Raw genomic sequence first — 20,730 nt, 5'->3', positions numbered from 1 at the left:
TAGGGAGGAACTACACATGAAAAAACTGATAACAGGAGCGGCCATTGCACTGGCCTCCATCACCACGGGTGCGCTGGCCGACGGCCACGCGAACTATCCCGAACGACCGATCATGATGATGGTGAGCTACGGCGCGGGCGGGGCCACCGATTTCCAGGCACGCATCGTGACAATGACCGCCGGGAACGAGGACGCCCTGGGCATGCCCATCGCGATCATCAACAAGCCCGGCGCCGGGGGCCGCGTGGGCTGGAACTGGCTGGCGGGTCAGGCAGAAGCCGATGGCTACACGCTGGGGGCCTATAACATCCCACATTTCATCGCGCAGTCGATCAAGGGCGGGGTTGAATACTCCCGCGACAGCTTTGAGCCCATTGCCAACTGGGGTGCCGATCCTGCGGTGCTGGTTGTCGGCGCGGAGTCGGAATTCAACACGCTGCAGGACGTGGTTGAATTCGCCAAGGCCAACCCCGGCAAACTGACCACCTCCGGCGCGGGACTTTTTGTGGGCCACCACATTGCCGCCCTGCAGATGGAAAAGGCGGGCGAGATGAAGATGGCCTATATCCCCACCAAGGGCGGCGGGGCGGCAGCGATGAAAGCCGTGATCGCGGGCGATGTCATGGCGGGCATCAACAACCTCTCTGACGCCTTCCGTGCACGCGAGGCTGGGAATGTGAAGATCCTTGCTGTGGCGGATCTGGAGCGGAACGATTTCCTGCCCGATGTGCCCACGATGCGCGAAGCGGGCCTGGACGTGGATAACTCCTCCGTCAACTTCCGCGGCATCATGGTGCCCAAAGGCACGCCGCAGGGGGTAATCGACAAACTGGCCGCGACCGTCCCCGCCATGTTCGAGAACAAGCGCGTGGCGGGCAAGATGCAGGCAGGCGGCTCGCCGATGCATATCATGACCCGTGACGAAGTGCTGGACATGTGGGCCGCGCGGGAAGAAACCCTCAAGGAGCTGCTTGCAGGCCTCTGAAATCGCGAGGCGGGGCGCAAATGCCGCCCCGCCGACACATAAGGACACGTGACATGAATGCCCATGATGATCTTGCCGAGGTGGATACCATCGTTGCCACGGCCCGCGCCGCGCAGGCCCGTTTCGAGGCAGGCGGATCGCAAGCGCTCTATGATCGTGCCGCCCTTGCGGCGGGCTGGGCCATCATGGAGCCTGCGCGCAACCGCCATCTGGCGGAACTGGCGGTGGCGACAACCGGGCTGGGCAATGTGCCCGACAAGATCACCAAGAACCACCGCAAGACGCTGGGCCTGCTGCGCGACATCGCCACGGCCCAGACCTTTGGCGTGATCCGCGATGATCCGGCCACCGGCATCACCGAAATTGCCCGCCCCATCGGGGTGATCGGGGCCGTTGTCCCCTCCACCAACCCCGGTGCGACACCGGCCAATAACATCATTAACGCCCTGAAATGCGGCAATGCGATTGTCGTCTCGCCCTCTCCCAAAGGCGTGGCGACCTGCGAGGCGTTGCTGGGCTACATCCATGCGGAATTCGACAAATCCGGGATCGACCGTGATCTGGTGCAGATGATCCCCGGACGGGGCTCCAAGGAAAAGACCCAGCGCCTGCTGGAAATCTCCGACCTGATTGTTGTGACCGGCAGCCAGAACAATGTGAAACGCGCCTATACCTCGGGCACTCCGGCCCTCGCGGTTGGTGCGGGGAACGTGGCCGTGATCGTGGATGAAACCGCCGATCTGGCCGCTGCCGCCGATAAAATCTGCGCCTCCAAGACCTTCGACAACGCCACCTCCTGCTCGTCAGAAAATGCGGTGGTAATTGTCGACGCGGTCTACGACGCCTTCGTGGCAGAGATGGCGCGGACCGGCGGCGCGCTGATCCGCGATGAGACAAAGGTCACCGACCGGCTTTGGGTCAAGGGCCACCTGAACCCGCAGGCCATCGCGCGGGATGCGGACCAGATGATCGCGGCCCTTGGGCTAACGGATGAGGTGCCGGAGGGCACCGAATACCTTGCCGTTGAAACCACCGGCATCGGGCCGGACCATCCGCTATCGGGCGAAAAGCTCAGCCGTGTGCTGACGGTCTACCGGGCCCGCGATTTCGAGGACGCGGTGCGGATCACCCGAGAGATACAGCTGCATCAGGGGCTGGGCCATTCGGTGGGCATTCACACAACCGTGGCGGACAGGCCCATGGCCCTCGCCACCGCGATCCCGACCAGCCGAGTCATCGTCAATCAGGCGCATACCTTTGCCACGGGCGGGTCCTTTACCAACGGCATGCCGTTTTCGCTCTCCATGGGGTGCGGATCCTGGGGTGGCAATTCCATCGACACGAATCTGCATTGGAAGCATTTCATGCAGAGCACGAAAATCGTGCGTGAAATCTCCGGCCATGAACCCGCGCCCGAGGAGATTTTTGCCAACTACTGGGACGCGGTCGGAAAATGATCTTCACCCCGGATCATCCCCCGCGCGGCACCATCCGCGATTGGCTGACCGCGCGCGCAAAGGATGGCGGGACGGCAATTGTCTTCCCTGAAACCGGCGAAACCCTGACCTGGGCAGCGCTGCGCGCCACGGCGGAGCGCATGTCGCGCGGGATGTACGACCTCGGCCTTACCAAGGGCGAAAGCGTGGCGATCATTCACCCCAACGGACGCGCGGGTATAGACGCGCTCTATGCCGCGCTTTATGGCGGGTTTCGCGCGACGATGATCAATCTCGCTGCTGGGCCAGACGCCATTGCCTACGCGCTTGAGCATTCACAAGCGCGCTATGCCTTCGTGCATGAGAGCCAGATCAGCACTTATGAGGCGGTCGCGCCGCAGGGCATGACACTGCTGAAGCCGAATGCGCTGGAAGGCCGCGCGGATTTACCTGATCTGTGCGGAGAAGATCACGCGCTGCTGATGTACACCTCCGGCACGACGGGCAAACCCAAAGGCGTCGTGCACAGCCACAGCAGCCTTCTGGCCGGGGGCTGGACCACCGCCATGGCGCATGAGTTGACCGCACAGGATCGCGGTTTTTGCGTGCTGCCGATCTACCACATCAACGGGCTGTGCGTCACCGTGATGGGCGCACTGGTGTCGGGCGGATCGCTGGCCATGGTCTCGCGGTTTTCGTCCCGCAACTTCTGGGATCAGGCGGATCAGGGCGCGGTCACGTGGTTTTCGGTTGTCCCGACAATCATCAGCCATTTACTGCACGGCGCGGCAAGCCCCGGCCCCGCAGTCTGCGACCGGGTGCGCTTTGGGCGTTCGGCCTCCTCGGCTCTGGCGGTGGAGACCCAGTCGGCTTTCGAGTCCCGCTTTGGTGTGCCAATCGTGGAGACGATGGGGCTGACTGAAACCGCCGCCCAAATCCTGTCGAACCCCCTGCCCCCCGGCATGCGTAAAATCGGCTCCCCCGGTGTCCCTTACGGCAATGAGGTCCGCATCCTGCTGCCTGACCTGACCGAAGCGCCAACCGGCCAGGAAGGCGAGATCGCCATTCGCGGCCCCAACGTGATGCGGGAATATCTTTTCAACCCCGAGGCAACAGCCGCGAGTTTTGCAGATGACTGGCTCAGAACCGGGGATCTGGGTCGCATTGATGCAGATGGATATGTCTTTGTGACGGGTCGACTGAAAGAATTGATCATCAAGGGTGGCGAAAACATCGCGCCGCGCGAGATCGACGAGGTGCTCTACACCCACGCGGATGTGGTCGAAGCCGCCGCCTTCGCGCGGCCCTGCAAACGTTACGGCGAAACGGTCGAAGCCGCCGTGGCGCTCAAATCCGGTACAAAACTGTCGGCTCAGGACCTGATCGACCTCTGCACCCGGCGGCTTGGTGGGTTCAAATCTCCCGAGGTCATTCATGTCCTTGCAGAGCTGCCCAAAGGCCCTTCCGGCAAAATTCAACGCCTGAAGCTGGCCGATCTCATTCCTATCGACGCTGTTTGAGAGCCGTCGGGAGGGCATGGTGACACCCCCGCGCACCGAAGATCATTCGCACACGGCTGTGCCACTCTTCGAATTGTCACCGAAGCAATTGTCTTCACGCCTCCGCCTGCAGAGGCCGGGCCCCTTGCCTTCCTTCCTGAAAAACGGCTTCCAGCGCCTCGCAGAACGCGTCCTTTGCCTCGGCCCGCACGTCCGATTTTGGCAGAAAGTAGCCGAATTCGACCTCCATGCGCGGGTTCCAATCAATGAGCGCCACGTCACCTGACAACTCCGGATCCAGTGCAACCGGATCCGCGAAGGTGAAACCCAGCCCTCGGTGCACAAGCCTGTACGCCGCTGCCCCAAGGGACACCTCATGCGCCACCTGTATGGAAATCCCCTGCGCCGCCAACTCTCGATCCACGATCCGCCTGATCACCGTGGTGTCGTCCAATGCGATGTATGGAACGTCGGCAATATCCGAGGCGGTCAGGGCTTTTTTCCGCGCCAACGGATGATCCCGCGCGACGGCCACCTTCAAAGCAGCAGCGCCGAGACGGTGCGCCCGAAGTTGCTCGACAGGCAAGGGCAGTGCGGAAACGCCAACATCGTAACGATCATTCATGATGCGCCTGCCCAGGTCACGCCGTCGGTGAATCTCCAACTTGACCGGCTGCCCCGGCAGGCTGTCAACAAATCGGGCAATGGCCGGCAAGACCAACCCGTTCACGATGCGCGATTGCGCCACAATACGCAGCGGTTCAGGACGGTCAGACCCGATGTGCCGTACAAACTCCGGCAGTGCATCGATCTGAGAGAGGATGCGCAACGCCTCCGGATAAAACCGTTCCGCTTCCAAGGTTGGGCTCAATCGTTTCTTGTCCCTTTGAAAGAAACTGACGTCGAAGTCCTGCTCCAACAGCGTGAGCTGGCGACTTGCCGCAGATTGGCTCAGGTTCATCCTCTCTGCAGCGCGCGCAAGGGTGCCTTCCTCCATGACGAAGGCAAAAACTCTCAATGCACGCAGGTTCATAATTCTAATCTTTCGAAGTATGCATTCAATAATTGCATTTTTTCTACGACATATTCGGCGTTAAGGTCCAGTGAAGGATCAAGAAGGCGCACCATTGGCGCCTCGACCATTGGGAGGACGAAATGCGAAGACGAGATTTCATGAAGACAGGAGCGTCAGCCACCATGTTGTTATCAGCAGGTGCCGTTGCCGCTGAATGGGCACCACGACGCCCGATCAATGCTATTCTGCCTTACTCGGCAGGCGGTGGGACAGATGCGCTGGCACGCGCTGCGGCGGCTTCTGCTGACGGTATTTTGCCCGTGCCCCTCGTCATCGTGAACAAGCCCGGCTCCTCCGGAATCACCGGTGCGACCGAAGCAGCGGCTGCCCGGCCCGATGGCAATACCGTCATGGTGACCTCGGCAGGCTCCTTCCTGCTGACATCCATGCTGCGTGACACCGAGGTGACACCCTTTGACAGTTTCGAGATCATCGCCCAGATTGGCAACCTGACACCCGCGGTGATTGTGCCCGCAGCCAGCCCGTTCCAGAGCGTTCAGGATTTGGTCGACGCGGCGCAGGCGGCTCCGGGCACGTTGCGATGGGCGCACAACGGGCGTGGCGGGTTTCACCAGGTGGCCGGGCAGAGTTTCCTCAATCGCAACGGGCTGGAAGCGCAGGATGTCCCGTTCAAGGGCGGCGGTCCAACCCGCGCGGCGGTCATCGGCGAACAGGTCGATTTCGCCTTCGTCGGCATTCAGCAGGCAGCGGGGTTCGAAAACGAGCTGCGGGTACTGGGGCTGGTCGCGCCGGAGCGCGATGCCATCCGCGATGACGTACCGACACTGGCCGAACTCGGCTTTGACTATGTCGCCGTCTCTTCACCCATCGTGTTTTTTGCCCCCAAGGGCACGGATCCGGAGATTGTTGCTGGTATGGAGGCGGCTTTGAAAGTCATCACCGAAACCCAGCAATTTGCCGACCTGATGCGCGAGCGCGGCAACGTACCGGCTTTTTTGAATGGTACCGACACCGAGGCCCGCCTGCGCGCAATGCAGCGGGACACACAACCGCTCATCGACGCGCTGAAATCTCAGGGATAAGGCCATGGCTCCGGGAAGTTCGCCTGCCCCGCGCACCGTTGGCATCGCACTGATCCTTCTGGGGATCGGTGCAACAGCCGCCAGCATGGGCATCGCCCTTGATCAATATGGCCGCTGGGGCGCGCGACTCTTCCCGCTGTGCGCGTCCGGCGTACTGATCCTTTTGGGGATCGTGGAACTTCAGAGCGGGCAGAAACCACCGCGACCCGAACACCGCCACCTAACCCACATTGCCGCCTTGCTTGTGCTCGCTCTTTGCTATGTCTGGCTGATGTCACGGTTTGGCTATTTGATCAGCACAGCCGTCGCCGCCCCCGCGGCGCTTTGGATTTTTGGAATCCGCAATCCGGTTGGACTACTGGCCGCTGCGTTCATGTGTCCGGCAGCGTATCACATGATTTTCTTTGAAATGCTCGGAGTGTTCCCACCGTTAGGACGCTGGTTCGACCTTCTCGATGTGGTGGGAGGGTATTGATCCGGTGGAGATTTTCACAGGTCTTGCCACGGTCCTGAGCGATCCCGTGCTGATGGGCTGGGTGTTTCTGGCAGCCATCGTGGGCATGATTGTCGGGGCGATACCAGGGCTGACGGCCTCGGCCGCCATTGCGATGCTGCTGCCGCTGACCTTCTACATGGAGCCCTTGCCCGCGCTCGCCTTTCTCTATGTGATCGGCAAATCGGGGCGGTACGGCGGGTCAATCGCGGCGATCCTCTTTAACACACCGGGGACAGCGGCCTCAGCAGCAACGCAACTCGACGGTTATCCGCTGGCGCAAGAGGGCAAGGCCGGAAAGGCGATGAAAGTTGCCACGCTGTCCTCCGTGATCGGCGATTTCATCGGAGAGGTCCTGCTTATTCTGGGCGTGGCGTGGATTGCGGCCATTGCTCTCAAACTGGGCCCACCGGAGCTTTTTGCCGTCTACTTTGCGGCCTTCATCGTGATCGGATCGGTGATTGGCAAATCGGTCACCCGGGGGCTTGCGTCTGCCGCATTGGGTGTGCTTGTGAGTATGATCGGTCTTGATCCCATCAGTTCGACAGAACGCTTCACATTCGGCAGTTTCGATCTGACCAATGGCATCAGCCTCGTGCCGCTCATGATCGGGATTTTTGTGCTGGGCGAGGTCTTTGACCAGATCCAGACCAGACACACCCGCACCCAGATGGTGCCTGACACCGGAGATACCACGCGCAACGGGTTGCGTTGGGCTGAATACAAACCCTGCCTGCCGCATGTGATCCGGTCGTCCTTTATCGGCGCTTTCATTGGCATGTTGCCAGGGCTTGGATCAGCCATCGCGGCCTTTGTCGCCTATGGCGAAGGGAAGCGGCGCGCGCATAATTCTGCAGCCTGGGGACAGGGCGCGCTCGAAGGGGTCGCCGCACCAGAGGCGGCGAACAATGCGGTCAGCGGGCCGTCGATGGCGCCGCTGCTGACCCTCGGCATTCCGGGGTCGACCATCGGTGCCATACTTATCGGAGTGTTCCTGATCCACGGCATCCAGATCGGCCCCACCCTCTTTCTGACCTCGCGTGATCTGGTCTATGCACTTTTTGCCTGTGGGTTGATCGGGATCGTGATGTACGGGGTGATCGGCTATTTCGGCGCGGCGTTCCTGGGCCGTTTCATTGTCCGCATTCCCACCGCCGTGTTGTATCCGGTCATCTTCCTGACGTCCTTCATTGCTGCCTATACGGCACGTGGCAATCTGTTCGATGTCTACGTTATGGTGGCAGCAGGCTTTACCGGTTGGGCCATGCGCAAGCTGGATTTCAATCCCGCTGCCTTTGTCATTTCCTTCGTGCTCGCCGGAGGAGCAGAAGAGACGTTCCGACAGGCATTGCTGCTCAGCGATGACGGTATGATGATTTTCATCACGCGGCCCATTGCCCTTGCTTTCCTGCTGATCGGCGTTACCGCCTTGATCGCGCGTGTCCGCAGCCTGAGACGTCAGGCGCGCGTACCTGCCATGGGAGATACGTGATGGCAGCACCGCTGCAAGGCATTCGCGTCATCGACTGGACCCATGTTCTCGCGGGGCCCGCCTGCGCCTACTACCTCGGCCTGTTGGGCGCGGAGGTGATCAAGGTAGAACGCCCTGGCCGGGGGGATGCAATCCGCCATCGTGGCGGCACGGACCGAGGTCGCGCAGCGGAGGGCATGAGCACCGCCTATCTGACCCAGGCAGCCGGCAAGCAGTGCCTTGCCGTTGATCTCGGCACTGACACCGGACGCGCCGTCTTCCACCGTCTGCTCGCCTCTGCCGACGTGCTGGTGGAGAACCACCGGCTTGAGACATTGAAACGGCTGCGCCTGACCGAAAGCGATACCCGCGCCCTCAATCCGCGTCTCGTTCACTGTGCCATGACGGGTTATGGACGGGGAAACGACATGTCCGACGCACCGGCCTATGATGTGAACATTCAGGCGATCAGCGGATTGATGGCCCTGACCGGGACCCAAGACAGCGGGCCAATGCGGACCGGCGCCCCGGTCATTGACTATGCCACGGGGCTCGCCGGTGCGTTGGGTGTCATGTCCGCCCTGATGACCCGTGCCGCCAGTGGAACAGGCAGCTTTGTTGATGTCTCGATGTTGGAAACGGCCTTCACCTTGATGAGTTCAACGGTCACCGACCACATGCTGACGGGCGTGGAGCCATCTCCGCGTGGGAACGCGGCCAACAGCCGGTCTCCCTCCGCCGGCGTATTTCCATGCAAGGAGGGCTACATCAGCCTTGGCGTCAATGAGCCCACCCAATTCACAGCCCTCGCGCAGGCGCTGGACAGGGCAGCCTGGCTACGCGATCCCCGGTTCGCCACGGTGGAGGCCCGCGGTTGCCATGCAGAGGCGCTGGATCAGGCGCTTTCCGCAAGGCTGAAGGACAAGGATGCGTCAACATGGGAAGAAGTCCTGATGGCGGCCCGCGTTCCTTGCGCAAAGCTGCGCAAGCTGGGGGATGCAGTGCACCTGCCGCCGGTCGCACAACGCCACTACACAACGCGCGGCGCCGCGGGGTTTCCCGGTCTGCCTTTTGCACTCGACGGGACCGCGCATGGATCAGACGTAGCACCGAAAAGAATTGGCGCAGACACGGATACGATCCTGGACGGACTGGGTTACAACGCGGAGGAAATCTCTGCGATGCGGGCAAATGGCAGCGTTGGTGGCCCATCAGACGACGCCTGAAAACGCATTCGGCCCTGGCTTTCGAGCTCTCGCGCGTTGAGCCCGTCGCTCATGACAGCGGCACAGCATCCTTCAAGAATGTATCGATGGCACGGCGCAATTGCGCCGGATTATCCGTGTGCAACATATGGCCGCCGGGTAAAGACACCAGCCTGGCACCTGGAATGGTTTGCGCGATCAAACGGGCACCGCCATGTGTCGCGCGGTTTTTCTGGCCGATGACCACCAACGTAGGTGCATTGATCCTGTGCAGAATGGGACGGGCATCGTAATGGCTGGCCGCCTCCAGTGCCGCATTGATGCTGCGGCGGGTGTGGCGGGATAGCTGGTGCTTGAGATGGCGCGCCGTCTCCTCGGTCTGCCCAAATGCGGACAGCCAGCCAAAAAACCTTGGGGGCACGCAGTGCAGACACTTCATCGCGATGCCCGTGCCGATAATCCGCAGGCGGCTGGTTCTGACCGTGGGCACGGTTTCGATCAGGATGAGCGCTTTGACGCGGTCGGGAACCCGCGCCGCCAGCTCAAGCGCGACCATGCCCCCGAGTGAATGGCCAATCAGAACGCAGCCGTTCGGCACCTTCGCCTGCAGGATATCGGCAAAATGCCCAACCCGGGCGGGATAGACGTGCGGCGCGGCACCGTGCCCCGGCAAATCCGGGGTAACGGCGCGGTTCAAAGGTCCGGTAAAACGATCCCAGGTCGAGGCCGACAAGCCGGCACCGTGCAGCCAAAAGCTTGGGAGCGTCCAAAGTGGATATGGGTTCTCGGTGGCTTGAAGCATAATCACGTCAGGAAAGGAGGTTGCTTGCGGATTGGATTTCATACCGGGTCTTGTCCTTGAAAAGCGGTCAAATGCTGGCCGCCGCACTGTCGCGCAAAGCCTATCAAAGGATCCTCACCACATCGTCTGACCCCATGGGATCGGACCACCTCTCTGTCCTGACCGTCCCGGAAAGACACATCCGCCCAAGGCAAGAGTTGACCCGGGTCGGCAAGCCAACTACCGGACAGGGTAAATTATCCAAACACCCATTTTGAACGTCACCCCGATCTGAGGGAACAGGATCATGTTGGACACCAATCTGCTTTTTGTCGTCTTTCAGACGACGGGTTTCTCCGCGGCGTGTATTGCCTTTGCCTTATGCCTTGTGCAGTGGCGACATGGTTCGGCCTACGGGATGCTGGGCCTGATGTTTCTGGCGCTGGCCACCAGCGAACTGTCGGTGATGTTCGAAATCATCGTCACCGACCCGCCTCAGGCCCCGCGCGATGTTCTGCGGATGATTTCCTATTTCTCTACCTTCTTCATTGCCCCGCTGTTTCTATTCTACGTAAGATTGCTGACCGGATCGGACACTGTTTGCGCGCCACGCGCGTTCTGGTTCCACATGGCCCTGCCTGCCTTGAGCTTCATCGCCACCGCAGGCTTCCTGACGCTGCCCGCAGATATTCGTGGCCTGATTTTCGACGGAGCGGCCTTTGACACCCTGTCCGGCGCGGGCAAGACATTTGCGCTGGCACTGGTTGCCGTCGAATTCCTGATCTATTGCCAATGGCTGATCTACGTGCCCTGGGTCCTGCGCGTGCAAATGCAGCACAAGGCCAGGTTGCGGGATCTCTTTGCCAGTACAGAGGCGTTTGAAACCCGCTGGGTGATTGGCATGGCCCTGTTTCTCGGGTTTTATGCCGCGCTGTGCTTTGTGGATTTCGGATCCCGGCTCATCTATGACGCCGCACTTCTCGGACGTCTCACCGACACGCTCATGGTGATGATCATCGTCCTGATCCTCATGCTCTGGGGGCTGCGGCAGTCTCCCGGGCTACACGGCCCCCGCGAGGCGGTGCATCAGGCAACCACGGCACCGCATCCGAAATACGAACGCAGCGCCCTGGCGGACACGCATGCGGATCGGATCGAGCGGAAACTGCGGCGGGCGATGGAGCAGGACCACCTCTACCGCGATCCGAACCTGTCGCTCTGGACGCTGTCGCAACACATCGGCGCCTCCACCAACTACGTCTCACAAACCCTGAACGAACGGGTCGGGCAGTCGTTTTTCGACTATGTGAACGGCTGGCGGATCGAAGAGGCGAAGCCACTGATCCGGCGGGGCGAACAGACGGTTCTGGCGATTGCCTACGAGGTTGGCTTCAATTCCCGGTCTTCCTTCTACGCGGCGTTCAGGAAGCAAACGGGCGTCACGCCCTCCACGTACAAATCGACACCCGGTGCAGCGCAGGCCATGCTCGGATAGTACGTTTCAGATCAGCTCTTCCATCGGGCGCCATCCTGATCCCGGGCGGCGCGTGTCCGCATCGAAGGCATAATAATTGCCACCACCGCCCGGACCCTGATCATGTGTCCGGCTGATCGGCACCCCTGCAAGCGCACAATAAAGCAAGGTGCCAACGGCACCGTGCCCCACGAACAGCAGGTCACCGCCGGTGTGGCCGTCCAGGCATGCCTCGACCTCGGCGCAAATCCGGGCCTGTGCCGCGCGCGCGGTTTCCCACCCTGCCGCGCTTTGATCCGGCTCGGCAAAAAACCGGTCGGCCATTTGCTCAAAGGCATCGGGCGGCAAAAAGCCGGTAGCACTCCGGTCATTCTCGTGCATGTCTGCCCGCGTTTCCAGCGGGCAGTTCAGCGCATCCGCAAGGGGTTGCGCGGTCTCGAGCGCCTTGGTCTCCGCACTGCTGATGATCCGCGTGGTGTCCGCCAATCTCCCGGATGCTGCAAGTTGGGCGACACGGGCATGACCTGTGTCGTTCAACGACCACCGGGTGACGTCCTTGGCCGGATCGATAAGAACCTGAGGGTGGCTGAGATACCTGACTTTGAACGTCATGAACGGGCCTTTCACAAAATATCGGGGCAAAAACGGGCAATACGCAAAGGTTCTTTGCCGGGATTCGCCCGCCATGTCACCGCTAATCCGGGTATTCATTTTGACCCGACAAACCAGCGGGCGACATCAGGCGAAAACACGCCCGATGTCGCCTTGTGGGGCTGCGTGGTCATACGGTGGATCAGAACAGGAAATCGCTTTCCTGCAGTTCACAGTACCGATCAAGAAGTTCGATGCTGTCCCCGGCGCCATACTCGACAGTCACCCGGCCCCACCAGCTCCGGCTGATCTGCAGGTCCTCGAAACTCAGGCCAGTCTGGCTGAGGTCGATCACGTCTTCGCCAAAGCCGAAATCGCGGATTGCATCACGTCCGTCACCCGCCTCGAAAACGAAGCTGTCGGCACCGCGCCCGCCAAACAGCCGATCATTGCCTGCACCACCTTGCAAAACGTCTTCACCCGTGCCGCCAATCAGGATATCACGCCCGTCTCCACCGTCGAGCGTATCATCCCCCGCAGCCCCAATGAGCCGGTCGCACCCGGCGCCGCCCTCCAAAAGGTCATCCCCGGCCCGGCCATTCATACGGTCGTGGCCCGCACCTCCGCCCATCCTGTCATCGCCAAACCCACCTGCGAGCCGGTCGTTGCCTCCGCCTCCGACAAGCTGGTTGTCCGCATATGCGGCATCCCGCGCAGACCGCAACACATCGAAGCGGTCGCGGCCCCCGTCCCCGATCCAAAGCACCGAACCGTCGGAAAAGGTGAATGCATCTGTGTCCAGCTGATCGGGCGCGCCCTCAAAGGTAAGGGTCGCATCGTCCAGGCTGAACGTGGTCTGGGTTTGACCTTCCACATCCAGCGTCTCGGCAAGGTCGATATCCGCAGCAGTGCCCGCAATCGAGAAGCTGCCTGCGTCCGGGTCAAAGCTGGCCCAGTTCTCATCGTTGTAGATGGCTGCAAACGCATCAAAAAGAAGGCTTGCGGGGTCTGCTGTGCTGCTGCTCGCGACCACGCTCAGGATCGTCCCACTTTCCACATGCAGATAGGTTGATGAATTGGTACCCAGGGTCCCTCCGTCAAAGCCAACAAAGGTCTGCCCATATAGCTGCGCCGACGTCAGACCGAGACCAAAGCTGACGATGTTCGTACCATCTGGGCTGGTGAAATATGCCTCGAAATCTGTCATCTCTGTGAGCATGTCGGGCGACAGCAGTGATTTTGAGACCAACAGTGCATCAAGAAAGCGCACCATATCCGATGTCGTTGAGACAGCGCCGCCTGTCGCACCCAGATCCAGGGGAATGTCGGTCACATCGGTCAGGTCACCCGTGCCGATATCCGCGTAGCTACGCAGCCGGTCGTCACCCGCAGTTGTGGCCTTGAACCCGGTGTCCTCCATCCCCGTTGGCGTGAAAATCCGCGTGATCATCTCATCCGCCAGCGAAGAGCCCGTAACACTCTCGACAAGACGCTCCAGCAGCAGAAAATTGGTGTTTGAATACTGATAAGCGGTGCCCGGTGCGAAATCCGCCGGTACGTCCTCCACGGTCTGCAGTAATGCCTCCGGCCCGATGGGTGCTGTCGGATCGCTGATCAGCTGCTCAATATAGATCGGACGACCGCTATCGCCCAGCACACTGTCAAAATCCGGGATGCCTGACTTGTTTTGTAACATCTGCCGCACCGTGGCGATCCCCGCGTTGGCAATGCCATCAACAACCGCCGGAGGCAGGTAATCCGCTAGTGGTTTGTCCAGATCGATCAGCCCCTCCTCTGCCAGTTGCAGCACGACCACAGAGGTCATCATCTTGGTTTGGGAGCCAATTTCATAGGTGTTGCCGGTTTGTGCGGGCGTCCCCGATCCCCGCGCCTGTTCGCCTGCGGCACTGCGCACACTCAGCCCGTCGCGCCAAACCTCGATCAAGGCCGCAGGGGCCTGGTTTGCCGTCATGAATGCGTCAAGCGCTTGCTTTTGAGGGGTTTGTAAATCTGATGGGTTGAAATCAGCCATCTTGGTTTTCCTTGTCTGATAAACGGTGACCAAATCGGTCAGGGCGCCGGTTATCGGAGAAGACAGGAACAGGCGTCTTTCGAGGTCGGGGAGGACAGGTTTATCGTCTGGACGCGCAGGGCCAGACAGCCTCGCGGAGTTTTACTTTGATTGCGATGCAGTGCGGACAGGAGCGGCCAAAGGCAGCGCCCGCCAGAAATCTGAAAGCGGCCCTCTAGAAGTTGACTGCTTCAGACAGATATCCGGAGGCGCATACTCTGCGCCTCCGACGTTCCGGCCCGGCAGTCCAATACCGCGCCAAGGCTGCAGGATCAGGCGAACGACACGCCGTTTTCAGCCATCGGCAGGCTGCTGACCCGCAAATCGCTGCTCGCAGCAATCGCATTGGCCAGCGCCGGGGCGGCAGGTGGCGTGCCGGGTTCCCCAACACCGGTTGGGGCCTCCGCCGAAGGGACTATATGAGCATTGATCTCGGCAATATCGCCGATCCGCAATGGTTCGTAGTCGGGGAAGTTGTATTGATCCACCGCCCCATCCGTCAGGGTGATCTGGTCGCGCATGACATGGCCGATGCCATAGCCGATACCGCCCTCCATCTGCGCCTTGATCACGTCGGGGTTCACGGCCACGCCGCAATCCACCGCGCAGGTTACCTTTTCGATCCGTACGCCGTCTTCGGCTGTGCCCGAGATTTCGACCACCTCGGCCACGTAGGTTCCGAAGGATTTATGCACGGCCACACCCTGGCTGCGCCCGGCGGGTGCATTGCCCCACCCGGCCTCATCGGTAGCCAGCTTCAGAACGCCCGCCATACGCTGCTGATCGAGATCGCCCTCCAGGTACTTCAGCCGGTAGGCCACAGGGTCCTGCCCCGCAGCACTGGCTGCCATATCCATCATGACCTCCATCACATAGGCCGTGTGGGTATGGCCCACCGCGCGCCACCAGAGCGTGCTTGTGGCCTTTTCCGTATCGGTCAGCCCGAAATGCGCCGCCGGAATGCGGTAAGGCGTGTCCGCTGCCCCCTCGACAGAGGTGTGATCCACCCCGTCGCGCACGCTGAAGCTCTCGAACGACGTGCCCTTCATGATCGGCTGACCGGCAATGCGGTGATCCCAGCCGACAATCTCGCCATCCGCATCCAGCCCGATCCGCACCTTGTGACCAAAGGCCGGGCGATAATACCCGCTGCGCAGGTCATCCTCACGCGACCAGACAAGTTTGACCGGACGCGTCCGGTCGGTCATCACAAAGGCCAGCGCCGCTTCGACCTGATAGTCAGCCGTGGGCGTAGCACGCCGCCCGAAGGAGCCGCCCGCCAGCATGGTCTTGATCTGAATCTTCTCCATCGGCAGCTGGAAGATTTCCGCCATCGCCATATGTGGACCGGTCGGGAACTGGCACCCGTCATGCAACAGGATACCGCCGTCTTCCGTAGCCTCGATGGTACAATTCAACGGCTCCATCGGCGCGTGGGCCAGCAGTGGAAAATAAAACGTCTGCTCCACCACCTGCGCCGCCCCGTCAAGGGCCGCCTGCGTGGCGGCGGCATCGGTCTTGTTCACATTGTAGGTGGGTTCCGCGTCGAGTGCGGCGCGAATCTCGGCTTCGATGGCATCGGAACTACGGGTCTCTGCCGCAGACATATCCCAATCGACCTCGATCACATCGCGTGCCTGCATCGCAGCCCATGTATTTTCAGCATAGACCGCGACACCCGCCTGATTGGGCAGAATGGCCGCGCGGATATAGCCTTTGACCTCCTGCGCGCCGCTGTCATCTAGCCCCGTCGCCAGCGCGCCGCGCTGCTCGGGACGTTTGATCATCGCCACCATCTGGTTCGGCAGGAAGACGTCGATGGCATATTGTGCGCGGCCGTCGCCCTTTATGGCGCTGTCGAGCCGGCGCACGTCCGGATTGCCGATTAGTCGGAATTCTGACGGGTCCTTGAGCTTTGGACCCGCTATCGCGTCTAACGTCGCCGCCAGTTCGACGAAATCGCCCAGAGGCGCCGCGTTGCCCGCGCCCGAAATCACGCCGTCCTCAATCTTGAGTTCAGAGACCTCTGCGCCCCACGTCTGCGCTGCCGCCCTAATCAATATCTCGCGGGCGGCGGCTCCGGCCTCACGGTACTGCAGGTAGGAATTGGCCATGGCGGTCGACCCCCCGGTGCCCTGAACGGGGCCGAAGAGCGTGTTATTGTAGACCTGTGGGTTGGACGGCGCGAACTCATAGTCGATCTGGTCCATACGCAGGCCAAGCTCTTCGGCGATAAGAGTGGAGAGGCCAGTAGCCGGTCCCTGCCCTTTCTCGAAATGCTTGACGATTGCCGTGACCGAGCCGTCGGCGCTAATCTTTACGAAGGGGTTCAGCATCGCGCTTTCACCAGAGGCGGCCAGAACACCATCGGGACGGATGCCCAGCACCAGAACGGCACCGGAGGCGGCAGCAGTTTTCAAAAATCCCCGGCGGGATGTGGAAATGGTCATATCAGGCCTCCAGAATTTCGGACGCGCGCTGGATACCGGCGCGGATGCGTTGATAGGTGGCACAGCGGCAGGCGTTGCCGTACATGTAGCTCTCGATTTCTTCGACGGTCGGCGTGGGGTTTTCGCTCAGCAGACCAACGGCCGACATGACCTGCCCCGACTGGCAGTAGCCGCATTGCACCACATCCAGTTCGATCCAGGCCTGCTGGACCGCGGCACCAACTTTGGTGTCGGCCATGGCCTCGATCGTCGTAATCTCCGCATCGCCCACATCTTCGACATAGGTCTGGCAGGACCGCACGGGCGTGCCGTCCATGTGCACGGTGCAGGCCCCGCAGGAGGCCACGCCGCAGCCGAATTTGGTGCCGGTCATCTGCAGTTCATCGCGGATCACCCACAACAGGGGTGTGCCGGCCTCGGCGTCGACCTCATGTGTCTTGCCGTTCAGTTTCAGTGAAATTGCCATTCAGGGTTCCTCTCGCTCATACGCATGGGTGCCGCTCGCTTCATGCGTGTAGGTTAAATGAGACACGCCTGAGTGTAAACTGGCGAGTTTACACCTGTGCGATTTGACCTGCCGGGCGGGATGCTTAAAAGCTAGGCACATGGAACTGACAGACACGACCCCCTGCTCCAAGCGCGGCCAGATCATCGAGGCGGCGGTGCAGGAATTTCAGGACAAGGGCTTTGCGGCGGCCAGCATGGACACGATTTCCGCGCGCGCCGGTGTCTCCAAGCGCACGCTCTACAAGTATTTTGAAAGCAAACACAATCTCTTTCAATCCATCGTGGCCACGCTGTCGGAGCGGATCACCGACACGCTGGATTTGCGCTATGAACCGGGCCGGGATATCCGCGCGCAATTGAGGGATCTCGCCTGGGCCGAAGGGCGGCTGCTCTCCTCGCCTGCCGTCATGGCGATGTCGCGCATGATCATCAGCGAAACTTTGCGCAGTCCCCTGCTGGCGGCAGAGGTGCAGTGCAAGATCGACAAGAAATCGGCCTTCGTGGCGATGCTGCGGGACGCTCATAACGACGGGGCGCTGGATATCGCCGACGCCGATACCGCCGCAGATGAGTTCATCGCCCTGATCAAAGCCAAGGCCTTCTGGCCCGTGGTTCTGGGCGAAGAGATGCTCACCAACGCCCAGATGGAAGCGGTCGTGGAAAGCAGCGTGGACATGATGATCGCCAGATACACCCGGGCCTGACACCTGCCCGTCGCGTCAGAGCGTCACCCGGCACAGCATGCAATCATGATCCGACAAGGGGCGTCCGCTTTCATGTATGGAGGGCAGCACCGGCAGCGCCGCGCCCGCCACGCCCCGGCTTGCGAACCAGTCAAGCTTCATCTTGCGCGTCGGATGGGGCGTGATCAGGCTGGCGCGGGTGGTCGTGCCCTCGGCCGTCAGATCCCAGCTGTATCCCTGCTCTTCGGCCAGGGCAAAGAGGGTCTCCTTGCGCCAGTCGAAATCGGGCGGCATGTGATTGCCGGTGTTCAGATCGCCCCCGATCAGCACCGGCAGCCCCGGGGCAAAGTCATCGACCGCCGCCAGCAGGCGGGCGAACTCCGCGTGCCGATAGGGCGCCTGCGCGTTGCTTTCCAGATGGGTGGACACCACGCAGAGCGGTCCAGTGTCGGCGGGCACAATCGCCGCCACGGCCATGCGACCGCCAAGACGCGGCTGCCCGGTATCGCCGGCGCTTTGCGGTCCGGTGCAGAACCAATGGCCCTTCTGGTCGAGACGGATGAGCGCCAGCTTTTCAAAGGGCACCGACGACAGGATCGCATTGCCGTGCCACCCGGCGGCATTGAAATCATCGGTGCAGAAATCCCGCTCGGTCTCTCCGCCAAGACCCATTTCGTAGAACTCAACCCCAAAGGCGTAGGTCATGCCCAGGGCCACGGCCATCTCGGCGCTGGTATTCTTCTGCGCCGTGCGAGCCATGCCGCTGTCCATCTCGGACAGGAGCACGATGGCCGGGGCGTGTTCCGTCAGATGATCCGCACTCTCTTGCGGGAAAAGGCACCGCTCCACGTTCCATGCAGCCACGGTGAAGCTGCGCGGCAGCGCGTCGCGCGCCGGTGTCCCACCCTGCTCCAGCGCAGTCATGGCTGGGATCGACCCCATCAATGCGCCGTTAGCCTCGGATGTGCGTGGGGCTGCGAGGATACGCGCGCGCTCCGCCGCCGTGACCCGCGGCAGCGCCCCAACGATCTGCGTCATATGCGGCGTTGGGTTTGTGGGTCAAAGATGTGCAGGGCGCCCTGCTTTAATCCAAGTGTCACCGGACCGGCTTCGGCCTGCTCGTCCTTGCCGATGCTGACGGAAAACGGCGCACCACCCAACTGGCCGTGCAGCAACCGCAGAGCGCCCAGCTCTTCGATGATGTCGATGGTAAAAGGGATGTCGCCCGCACCGAGCATAACGTCTTCGGGGCGCACGCCAGCAAGAACCGACCCCGATGCGCCCTCTGGCGCATGCTCGGCCAGCACCGTGCCATCCGACAGGGTGATTTTCTGATCGGCCCCCACTGTGGCGGGCAGCAGGTTCATCGCAGGCGCACCGATGAAGCTCGCCACAAAGGTGGATTCAGGATGGTTATAGACATCCGAAGGCGTGCCGATCTGCTCGATCCGCCCTTCGTTCAGCACGATGATGCGGTCAGCCATGGTCATCGCCTCGACCTGATCATGGGTCACATAGACCGCCGTTGTGCCCAGCCTGCGCTGCAGCGCCTTGATCTCGATCCGCATCTGGTTGCGCAGTTTGGCGTCGAGGTTCGACAGCGGTTCGTCAAACAGGAACAGCTCCGGCTGGCGCACGATCGCACGGCCCATGGCGACCCGCTGACGCTGCCCCCCCGACAGCTGGCTGGGCCGTCGGTCCAGATACTCTGTCAGGTTCAGCATGGTGGCCGCTTCGCGCACCTTGGCGTCGATCTCAGCCTTTGGGATGCCACGGTTGCGCAGCCCGTAGCCCATGTTCCGCTCCACCGTCATATGCGGATAAAGCGCGTAGTTCTGGAACACCATCGCGATGTTGCGATCTGCCGGATCGACATCGTTGACCACCGCATCGCCAATGTAGAGCGACCCATCGGAGATTTCCTCCAGCCCGGCGATCATCCGCAGCAGCGTGGATTTCCCGCAGCCCGACGGCCCCACCAGCACGACAAATTCGCCATCGGGGATTTCAAAGCTGCAGGTCTGCACGGCCTCATTGCCGTTGGGATAGACCTTGCGGAGCTGTTCAAGCGTGACTTGCGCCATGTATCGCGTTCCTTACTTGTCGGATTCTGTGAGGCCCTTGACGAACCAATTCTGAAAGAAGACCACGATCAGCACCGGCGGCAGCATCGCGATGATGGCCAACGCCAGGGCTTGTCCGTGTTCGGGGATCTGGGCGTCCGTGTAGCTGAGCACGATCTGTTTTATCCCGCGCACCAGCGTGAAGAAGCTTTCATCGGTGGTGATCAGCGTGGGCCAGAGGTACTGGTTCCAGCCAAAGACAAACATGATGATGAAGATCGCGGCGATCATCGTGCGGCTCAGCGGCACCAGGATGTCGATGAAGAACTTCACCGGGCCCGCGCCATCAATGCGCGCCGCCTCGGCCAGTTCTTCGGGCACCGACATGAAAAACTGCCGGAAGAAGAAGGTGCCGGTGGCCGAGGCAATCAGCGGCACGATCAGGCCGGTGTAGGTATTGGCCAGCCCCAGCCTCTGGATCGCCTCGTAAGAGGGCAGAATGCGCACCTCCAGCGGCAACAGCAGCGTGGTGAAGATCATCCAGAAGGCCAGCGTGGCAAACCGCAGGCGGAAATAGACAATCGCATAGGCCGCCATCATCGAGATGATGATCTTGCCGAGCGCAAAGCCAACGCCAAGGATCAGGGAGTTGATCAGCATCAGCGTACCATCAACCGTTTGGGTAAAGCCGCCTTTTTCAAACATGGCTTTCTGAAAATTAGTGCCCAGTTGATCGCCAAACCCCAACTGAATCCCCTGGCGGTGAATGGTCACCGCGTCATGCGATGCGGTGATAAAAGCCAGGAGCGGTGGGGCCATCATGAGAATGGCGCCAAGGGTCAGGATCGTATGGTCCGACACGGTGGACCAACGGATGCGGCGGCGGGGAGATGTCTGTGTCAT

At 61.2% G+C, this 20,730-nt stretch carries 18 protein-coding genes; 9 read left to right on the top strand and 9 right to left on the bottom strand.

The features are described 5' to 3' along the window. Nucleotides 1–16 precede the first annotated feature (16 nt). From Q1A52_RS10105 to Q1A52_RS10095, 3 genes are read left to right on the top strand one after another with little or no spacing between them, the layout of a single operon-like run. Nucleotides 17–985 (top strand): tripartite tricarboxylate transporter substrate binding protein, encoded by a 969-nt coding sequence (locus Q1A52_RS10105; RefSeq protein WP_300014335.1) that lies wholly within the window; start codon nucleotides 17–19, stop codon nucleotides 983–985. A gap of 53 nt (nucleotides 986–1,038) precedes the next feature. Then, on the top strand, nucleotides 1,039–2,442 hold the full coding sequence (locus Q1A52_RS10100; protein ID WP_300014332.1) for an aldehyde dehydrogenase family protein: 1,404 nt from the start codon (nucleotides 1,039–1,041) through the stop codon (nucleotides 2,440–2,442). Continuing rightward, complete coding sequence (locus Q1A52_RS10095) at nucleotides 2,439–3,941, top strand: AMP-binding protein (RefSeq protein ID WP_300014329.1); 1,503 nt, start codon at nucleotides 2,439–2,441, stop codon at nucleotides 3,939–3,941. Before Q1A52_RS10100 ends, Q1A52_RS10095 begins: the two co-directional genes overlap by 4 nt. A gap of 94 nt (nucleotides 3,942–4,035) precedes the next feature. Here the strand turns inward: Q1A52_RS10095 and Q1A52_RS10090 are convergent, their stop codons facing one another. Then, the gene (locus Q1A52_RS10090; RefSeq protein WP_300014326.1) at nucleotides 4,036–4,953 is read right to left on the bottom strand and encodes a LysR family transcriptional regulator; all 918 of its coding nucleotides are present in this window, start codon (nucleotides 4,951–4,953) and stop codon (nucleotides 4,036–4,038) included. A 164-nt stretch (nucleotides 4,954–5,117) separates the two neighbouring features. Here Q1A52_RS10090 and Q1A52_RS10085 point away from each other — a divergent pair, with 164 nt between their 5' ends. The 4 genes from Q1A52_RS10085 to Q1A52_RS10070 are packed head-to-tail and all read left to right on the top strand — an operon-like array spanning nucleotide 5,118 to nucleotide 9,228. Beyond that, the gene (locus tag Q1A52_RS10085) at nucleotides 5,118–6,038 is read left to right on the top strand and encodes a tripartite tricarboxylate transporter substrate binding protein (protein ID WP_300014323.1); all 921 of its coding nucleotides are present in this window, start codon (nucleotides 5,118–5,120) and stop codon (nucleotides 6,036–6,038) included. Between the two features lie 4 nt (nucleotides 6,039–6,042). Then, entirely contained in the window at nucleotides 6,043–6,513 is a 471-nt protein-coding gene (locus Q1A52_RS10080; protein ID WP_300014320.1) for a tripartite tricarboxylate transporter TctB family protein, read from the top strand. Next, nucleotides 6,494–8,023 carry a tripartite tricarboxylate transporter permease gene (locus Q1A52_RS10075; RefSeq protein WP_300014317.1) on the top strand — a complete coding sequence of 510 codons (1,530 nt, stop codon included), beginning with the start codon at nucleotides 6,494–6,496 and terminating at the stop codon, nucleotides 8,021–8,023. Before Q1A52_RS10080 ends, Q1A52_RS10075 begins: the two co-directional genes overlap by 20 nt. Further along, nucleotides 8,023–9,228, top strand: coding sequence for a CaiB/BaiF CoA-transferase family protein (locus tag Q1A52_RS10070; RefSeq protein ID WP_300014314.1), 1,206 nt, complete (start codon nucleotides 8,023–8,025; stop codon nucleotides 9,226–9,228). The genes Q1A52_RS10075 and Q1A52_RS10070 overlap by 1 nt, the downstream gene beginning before the upstream one ends. Nucleotides 9,229–9,277: 49 nt before the next feature. Here the strand turns inward: Q1A52_RS10070 and Q1A52_RS10065 are convergent, their stop codons facing one another. Beyond that, complete coding sequence (locus Q1A52_RS10065; RefSeq protein ID WP_300014968.1) at nucleotides 9,278–10,009, bottom strand: alpha/beta hydrolase; 732 nt, start codon at nucleotides 10,007–10,009, stop codon at nucleotides 9,278–9,280. A gap of 286 nt (nucleotides 10,010–10,295) precedes the next feature. Between Q1A52_RS10065 and Q1A52_RS10060 the strand changes: the two genes are divergently transcribed. Then, entirely contained in the window at nucleotides 10,296–11,483 is a 1,188-nt protein-coding gene (locus Q1A52_RS10060; RefSeq protein WP_300014311.1) for a helix-turn-helix domain-containing protein, read from the top strand. 6 nt (nucleotides 11,484–11,489) lie between these two features. Here Q1A52_RS10060 and Q1A52_RS10055 read toward each other — a convergent pair whose 3' ends face one another. The 4 genes from Q1A52_RS10055 to Q1A52_RS10040 all read right to left on the bottom strand — a co-directional run bounded on the left by Q1A52_RS10055 (nucleotide 11,490) and on the right by Q1A52_RS10040 (nucleotide 17,040). Next, nucleotides 11,490–12,074, bottom strand: a complete 585-nt coding sequence (locus Q1A52_RS10055) for a histidine phosphatase family protein (RefSeq protein ID WP_300014308.1) — start codon at nucleotides 12,072–12,074, stop codon at nucleotides 11,490–11,492. Between the two features lie 181 nt (nucleotides 12,075–12,255). Then, nucleotides 12,256–14,085 carry a serine hydrolase gene (locus Q1A52_RS10050; protein ID WP_300014305.1) on the bottom strand — a complete coding sequence of 610 codons (1,830 nt, stop codon included), beginning with the start codon at nucleotides 14,083–14,085 and terminating at the stop codon, nucleotides 12,256–12,258. 311 nt (nucleotides 14,086–14,396) lie between these two features. Continuing rightward, the gene (locus Q1A52_RS10045) at nucleotides 14,397–16,574 is read right to left on the bottom strand and encodes a molybdopterin cofactor-binding domain-containing protein (protein ID WP_300014302.1); all 2,178 of its coding nucleotides are present in this window, start codon (nucleotides 16,572–16,574) and stop codon (nucleotides 14,397–14,399) included. 1 nt (nucleotide 16,575) lies between these two features. After that, entirely contained in the window at nucleotides 16,576–17,040 is a 465-nt protein-coding gene (locus Q1A52_RS10040) for a (2Fe-2S)-binding protein (protein WP_300014299.1), read from the bottom strand. 139 nt (nucleotides 17,041–17,179) lie between these two features. Between Q1A52_RS10040 and Q1A52_RS10035 the strand changes: the two genes are divergently transcribed. Continuing rightward, complete coding sequence (locus tag Q1A52_RS10035) at nucleotides 17,180–17,785, top strand: TetR/AcrR family transcriptional regulator (protein WP_300014296.1); 606 nt, start codon at nucleotides 17,180–17,182, stop codon at nucleotides 17,783–17,785. Between the two features lie 15 nt (nucleotides 17,786–17,800). On the opposite strand, the gene Q1A52_RS10030 is transcribed toward Q1A52_RS10035, so the two are convergent. The 3 genes from Q1A52_RS10030 to Q1A52_RS10020 are packed head-to-tail and all read right to left on the bottom strand — an operon-like array spanning nucleotide 17,801 to nucleotide 20,730. Then, nucleotides 17,801–18,802: an endonuclease/exonuclease/phosphatase family protein gene (locus Q1A52_RS10030; RefSeq protein WP_300014293.1), complete on the bottom strand. Its 1,002-nt coding sequence runs from the start codon at nucleotides 18,800–18,802 to the stop codon at nucleotides 17,801–17,803. Then, a complete protein-coding gene (ugpC, locus tag Q1A52_RS10025; RefSeq protein WP_300014290.1) occupies nucleotides 18,799–19,848 on the bottom strand; it encodes a sn-glycerol-3-phosphate ABC transporter ATP-binding protein UgpC in 1,050 nt (349 codons plus the stop codon). The genes Q1A52_RS10030 and ugpC overlap by 4 nt, the downstream gene beginning before the upstream one ends. Before the next feature lie 12 nt (nucleotides 19,849–19,860). Continuing rightward, nucleotides 19,861–20,730: an ABC transporter permease subunit gene (locus Q1A52_RS10020; protein ID WP_299777052.1), complete on the bottom strand. Its 870-nt coding sequence runs from the start codon at nucleotides 20,728–20,730 to the stop codon at nucleotides 19,861–19,863.

This window comes from uncultured Roseobacter sp. (genome assembly GCF_947488185.1).
GTDB lineage: Bacteria > Pseudomonadota > Alphaproteobacteria > Rhodobacterales > Rhodobacteraceae > Roseobacter.
The sequence above is the reverse complement of the archived record's forward strand: the minus strand, read 5'-3'. Positions and strand labels throughout refer to the sequence as shown.

Excerpts from the sequence above, each read along its gene's own strand:
- Q1A52_RS10105 (WP_300014335.1), top strand. The coding sequence starts at position 17 with ATGAAAAAACTGATAACAGGAGCGGCCATTGCACTGGCCTCCATCACC.
- Q1A52_RS10100 (WP_300014332.1), top strand. The coding sequence starts at position 1,039 with ATGAATGCCCATGATGATCTTGCCGAGGTGGATACCATCGTTGCCACG.
- Q1A52_RS10095 (WP_300014329.1), top strand. The coding sequence starts at position 2,439 with ATGATCTTCACCCCGGATCATCCCCCGCGCGGCACCATCCGCGATTGG.
- Q1A52_RS10090 (WP_300014326.1), bottom strand. The coding sequence starts at position 4,953 with ATGAACCTGCGTGCATTGAGAGTTTTTGCCTTCGTCATGGAGGAAGGC.
- Q1A52_RS10085 (WP_300014323.1), top strand. The coding sequence starts at position 5,118 with ATGTTGTTATCAGCAGGTGCCGTTGCCGCTGAATGGGCACCACGACGC.
- Q1A52_RS10080 (WP_300014320.1), top strand. The coding sequence starts at position 6,043 with ATGGCTCCGGGAAGTTCGCCTGCCCCGCGCACCGTTGGCATCGCACTG.
- Q1A52_RS10075 (WP_300014317.1), top strand. The coding sequence starts at position 6,494 with ATGTGGTGGGAGGGTATTGATCCGGTGGAGATTTTCACAGGTCTTGCC.
- Q1A52_RS10070 (WP_300014314.1), top strand. The coding sequence starts at position 8,023 with ATGGCAGCACCGCTGCAAGGCATTCGCGTCATCGACTGGACCCATGTT.
- Q1A52_RS10065 (WP_300014968.1), bottom strand. The coding sequence starts at position 10,009 with ATGCTTCAAGCCACCGAGAACCCATATCCACTTTGGACGCTCCCAAGC.
- Q1A52_RS10060 (WP_300014311.1), top strand. The coding sequence starts at position 10,296 with ATGTTGGACACCAATCTGCTTTTTGTCGTCTTTCAGACGACGGGTTTC.
- Q1A52_RS10055 (WP_300014308.1), bottom strand. The coding sequence starts at position 12,074 with ATGACGTTCAAAGTCAGGTATCTCAGCCACCCTCAGGTTCTTATCGAT.
- Q1A52_RS10050 (WP_300014305.1), bottom strand. The coding sequence starts at position 14,085 with ATGGCTGATTTCAACCCATCAGATTTACAAACCCCTCAAAAGCAAGCG.
- Q1A52_RS10045 (WP_300014302.1), bottom strand. The coding sequence starts at position 16,574 with ATGACCATTTCCACATCCCGCCGGGGATTTTTGAAAACTGCTGCCGCC.
- Q1A52_RS10040 (WP_300014299.1), bottom strand. The coding sequence starts at position 17,040 with ATGGCAATTTCACTGAAACTGAACGGCAAGACACATGAGGTCGACGCC.
- Q1A52_RS10035 (WP_300014296.1), top strand. The coding sequence starts at position 17,180 with ATGGAACTGACAGACACGACCCCCTGCTCCAAGCGCGGCCAGATCATC.
- Q1A52_RS10030 (WP_300014293.1), bottom strand. The coding sequence starts at position 18,802 with ATGACGCAGATCGTTGGGGCGCTGCCGCGGGTCACGGCGGCGGAGCGC.
- ugpC (WP_300014290.1), bottom strand. The coding sequence starts at position 19,848 with ATGGCGCAAGTCACGCTTGAACAGCTCCGCAAGGTCTATCCCAACGGC.
- Q1A52_RS10020 (WP_299777052.1), bottom strand. The coding sequence starts at position 20,730 with ATGACACAGACATCTCCCCGCCGCCGCATCCGTTGGTCCACCGTGTCG.